Origin of the sequence: Parvibaculum sp. (assembly GCF_049672805.1) — a bacterium.
Taxonomy (GTDB): domain Bacteria; phylum Pseudomonadota; class Alphaproteobacteria; order Parvibaculales; family Parvibaculaceae; genus Parvibaculum.
Genome location: NZ_JBATWS010000439.1, coordinates 1 through 2,602, shown reverse-complemented (window position 1 = coordinate 2,602; position 2,602 = coordinate 1). Strand labels below are relative to the sequence as shown.

Sequence of the window (2,602 nt, the reverse complement as noted above, 5' to 3'; positions counted from 1 at the left end):
ATTCAGTGAGCGTGAGTGTGAGACGGAATGGGTCTGTCAGCGCCTTTGCAGCCGTAATGGTCGCGCCGAAGCTGGAATCGCGTAGTTCGTGGGGGAGCAGATCATTCAAAGGGCTGCGTGGTGGCGGATCTAGAAATGCTGATCCGGTCCCTGACGCTGGGCCGCTCCTGCATCCGCGTATACCAGGCGCTTAGCGCGCTGCATTTCAGCGGGATGGGAAGATCAACCAGTTCAGCAAAAATAAGGCCTCCTATGACCGCTATATCGGCCATCGAAAATGCCTCCCCTGCGATAAACGCCTGCTGCTGAAGCACACCGTCGAAATAGGACATGCCGCGCACCGCCTTATCGCGCTGGCGAAATCCCCATTCCGGGTTCTGATAGATCTCGACATCGGCCCCAAGCCCTGGCGTGGCGTGGTGGAAATAAACGCTAATGGCATCCAGCAGCTCAATTTCAGCGCGCTTTGTCATCATGTGGATAACGCCCTTGTCGCGAGGCGTGGCTCCCGTAAGCAGAGGGTCTCCATTGAGCGCGTCGAGGTACTGGGTGATCGCCGTGCATTCGGCAATCCGTGTCCCGTCGTCCAGTTCCAAAACTGGCAGCGTTCCTGAGTAGTTTATGGCGAGGAACGCTGGCGTCTTGTGCGCGCCCCTACGCAGGTCCACAGGAACGAACTTCACCCGGGATTGCAGACCCAATTCTCCCAACGCGATACGAACGCGTGCTGGATAAGGGCCTGTATGCCAGTCATAAATCCTCATAGTTGCCCTCCATTAATCTACCTGCCACTTGGTAGGCCGCATTTTCAGTCTTTCCATCCTTTCGCGCAACCTCTATCTATCGATTGGTAGGCTGAAGGCGGAAATTGAATATGAGCGGGAACGCTAGGGAGGCAATCCTTGCGGCGGCGCGAAAAGCCGCCCAGGCACATGGGTACGGCGGCCTGAACTTTCGTGACCTCGCTGCGGAGGTCGGAATCAAGGCTGCCAGCATCCACTACCATTTCCCTGGGAAGGCCGATCTCGGCGCTGCGGTGGCGCGGCGCTATTGGAAAGACACGGCAAATGAACTGAACCGGATGCTCAGTCAGCGACCGGATGCATTGTCATCCTTGCGAGACTATCCCGTTGTTTTCCGACGGGCGCTCGAAAACGGAAACCGCATCTGTCTGTATAACTTTATGGCTGCCGAGTATGATGATCTGCCGGATATGGTGAAAACCGAGATACAGGCGTTTACGGACGTAAATGTCTCCTGGTTAGCTCGTGTGTTGCGCTCTGCCGGGATTGTAGGGACGGCAGGTAGCGAAGCTCGCGCCCGCGCTATTTTCGCGGCTGTCTCGGGTGCCCAGCTTCTGGCGCGAAGCCGGGCAGATATTGGCCTGTTCGACAGCTTGATCGCCAGCTATCGCGATGCCGGTCTTCTTCCCTGAGGATATGCCCGCTTCGGCTCATCAGTCTTCCCTCCAGCTTCGCCATTGTGCAGACGGCGTGGAAAAGCCGCGCTGCGGACGCTGAGGCCTGATCTGCGAGCCGTCGCCAAGTCGGCCTCGCCTCAATCATACAGGTAGTGCTTCACCCATTGTGAGCGGGGAATTTCATCGCCCACCGCGTATTTCATCTTGTGCACGTCCATATGGTGGGGGCCGGTCTCACATTCGAAACTGAGATGGTACCATTTGCCCTGACTGCGGAACGCCGCGCCCTTGGCAATGATTTTGTTCCCAATCTGAACGTCATTCCTGAACGTGTCAGCCACGACTTTGTTGACCACAAAACCGGACTGCTCCCTGCTGATCCGCAACCCGACTTCGGTGCCGCACACCTCCTCGAGGCGGGTGTCGTATTCGAGACGGTCGAACTGTGGGCGCAGCCTGGCGTCGTATGCGACGGCAGGATTGCTTTGCAGGTTGAGTGCGACGCTGAGCAGGAGAGCCAGCGCCGGAAGGCCAGATGAATACCGTGCAATCATTCGCCGATCTTCAATATCGCCGGTGCATCCATGTCAACGCGGGAAGGCGCAACGCAGAACTGCATTTTTGTCGAGGGACGTGCTTGCGCAACCCAATGAATGTCGGACCCTTGTATGCGACCCCGACACTCTGCCATGAGAGCGGTGCTTACGCCTCGTTCCACCAACCCAAAAATCCGCCCCCTACAGCCCATTTCCCCGCCGCCGCGCCGTATACGGGTGTATCCCTGCCCGGAACGGCCACAGCGCGCATTTCACCGCCTGACAGGCCTTTATTTCCGCCAGCTGCCCACCGCAGCAGTCTCGGCACTTCTCGCGGATCGCCGACATCGGCGACCGCGGCTCATGACCAGCCTGCGCAGCGACAACAGCGTTTGGCGGCCAGACGGCCGCCAACTGTTCGCGGTTCATGCTGCCGCCACCAGCGCCGGCCGGGAGTTGATCTTCTCGCCAAGCTCGTCGGGCCAGCTGTGCAGCATCTCAAATACTGGTGCCGCGTCTGGCCGGACAACAGCGCTCCACACGTAGCCACCCACGCTGAAGCCCATGAGGGGCGGCTCGCCTCGTCCGCATGTCAGATCGTCAGAGAAAGCCCGCGCCTCCTCGAAACGCGCCAGCACCTCGTGCC

3 protein-coding genes and 1 pseudogene are annotated in these 2,602 nt (G+C 59.0%); 1 reads left to right on the top strand and 3 read right to left on the bottom strand.

What is annotated here, in order from left to right:
- Window positions 1–101 precede the first annotated feature (101 nt).
- Window positions 102–764, bottom strand: coding sequence for a glutathione S-transferase (locus WBF74_RS13715; RefSeq protein WP_424440864.1), 663 nt, complete (start codon window positions 762–764; stop codon window positions 102–104).
- A 110-nt stretch (window positions 765–874) separates the two neighbouring features.
- On the opposite strand from WBF74_RS13715, the gene WBF74_RS13710 reads away from it, so the two are divergent.
- The gene (locus tag WBF74_RS13710) at window positions 875–1,435 is read left to right on the top strand and encodes a TetR/AcrR family transcriptional regulator (protein WP_424440862.1); all 561 of its coding nucleotides are present in this window, start codon (window positions 875–877) and stop codon (window positions 1,433–1,435) included.
- 122 nt (window positions 1,436–1,557) lie between these two features.
- On the opposite strand, the gene WBF74_RS13705 is transcribed toward WBF74_RS13710, so the two are convergent.
- Both WBF74_RS13705 and WBF74_RS13700 read right to left on the bottom strand, forming a co-directional pair.
- Window positions 1,558–1,974: a DUF930 domain-containing protein gene (locus tag WBF74_RS13705; protein ID WP_424440860.1), complete on the bottom strand. Its 417-nt coding sequence runs from the start codon at window positions 1,972–1,974 to the stop codon at window positions 1,558–1,560.
- Window positions 1,975–2,381: 407 nt separating this feature from the next.
- A pseudogene (locus tag WBF74_RS13700) lies at window positions 2,382–2,602 on the bottom strand (hypothetical protein); the annotation flags it as partial.

Coding starts and splice junctions, on each gene's coding strand:
- WBF74_RS13715 (WP_424440864.1), bottom strand. CDS start 764: ATGAGGATTTATGACTGGCATACAGGCCCTTATCCAGCACGCGTTCGT.
- WBF74_RS13710 (WP_424440862.1), top strand. CDS start 875: ATGAGCGGGAACGCTAGGGAGGCAATCCTTGCGGCGGCGCGAAAAGCC.
- WBF74_RS13705 (WP_424440860.1), bottom strand. CDS start 1,974: ATGATTGCACGGTATTCATCTGGCCTTCCGGCGCTGGCTCTCCTGCTC.